The sequence below is a fragment of the Gandjariella thermophila genome (assembly GCF_005405885.1).
GTDB classification, from domain to species: Bacteria; Actinomycetota; Actinomycetes; order Mycobacteriales; family Pseudonocardiaceae; genus Gandjariella; species Gandjariella thermophila.
In genome coordinates this window covers 1-1,059 of sequence record NZ_BJFL01000127.1, presented here as the reverse complement: position 1 = coordinate 1,059, position 1,059 = coordinate 1, and the positions used below count along the sequence as shown (strand labels likewise).

Below are 1,059 nucleotides of genomic sequence, written 5' to 3'. Positions count from 1 at the left end.
GGCACCCGGTTGCTGGTGCATGACCGGGGCCGGGTGATGGCGGATGTGGCCTGCGCGATCGCCGACGGGGCGCGGGCGATCAGCGATTTCCGGGTGATGGGTGACCAGGCCGAACTGTTCGGGCCGGTGGCGTCGGTGCCGACCGCGTGGCGGACGCTGGAAGAGATCGCCGCTGGAGGCATCCGCACGGCGAAGAAGATTACCGCTGCGGTGAACACTGCCCGCGGTCACGCGTGGGACCAGATCGTGACACGTCACGGCATGCTGCCCGGGGTGCGCATCGCGGACAAGACCCTGGACGGGGTGACGTGCGTCCGCATCGACGCGACGGTCACTGACGCGCATTCGGACAAGGAGCAGGCGGAGGCGAACTTCAAGGGGTTCGGGCATCACCCGCTGCAGGCCTACTGCGACAACACCGGGGGTGAGCCGCTGGCGTGGATGCTGCGCCCTGGTTCTGCCGGCAGCAACACCGCCGACGACCACATCGTCACCGTCGATGCCGCGATCACCGCGCTGCCACAACGGTTTCGGCGGCAGCTGATGGTCACTGTGGATGGTGCCGGCGCCAGCCACGAGCTCATCGCGCATCTGGACAAGCTCGCGTCCCGGCGCGGGTATCAGCTCATCTACTCGGTCGGGTGGGCCCTGACCGAACGGGAGAAGACCGCGATCCGGCTGGTCCCCCAGCAGGCGTGGGTGCAGGCGATCGGGCCACGTGGACAGTTGCGGGAGCGGCGCGCCGACGATGCCTGTGGCAACGCTCGGTGCGCGCACCCGCGCTGCTGGGTCGAGCAGGCCCACGTGGCCGAGCTGACCGGGCTGCTGCGGCAGGGACCAAGCGGCGACCAACTGTCCGCCTGGCCGGAGAAGATGAGGGTGTTCGTGCGCCGCGAACGTCCCCATCCCGGCGCGCAGCTGACCCTGTTCGAAACCCAGGACGGGTGGCGCTACACGCTGTGGGTCACCAACCGTCCCGAGACCACGAAGGGGTGGCTGGGGCAGTCGCAGTACATCGACGCCGCGCACCGGGTGCACGCGCGGGTGGAGGACTGCATC

Annotated in this window: 1 protein-coding gene; it reads left to right on the top strand. The window is 69.5% G+C overall.

Annotation, left to right across the window (positions count from 1 at the left end; genetic code table 11):
• Positions 1–15: 15 nt before the first annotated feature.
• Positions 16–1,059 (top strand): transposase (locus FFT21_RS28645; protein WP_137817001.1); only part of this gene is annotated, 1,044 nt, incomplete at its 3' end.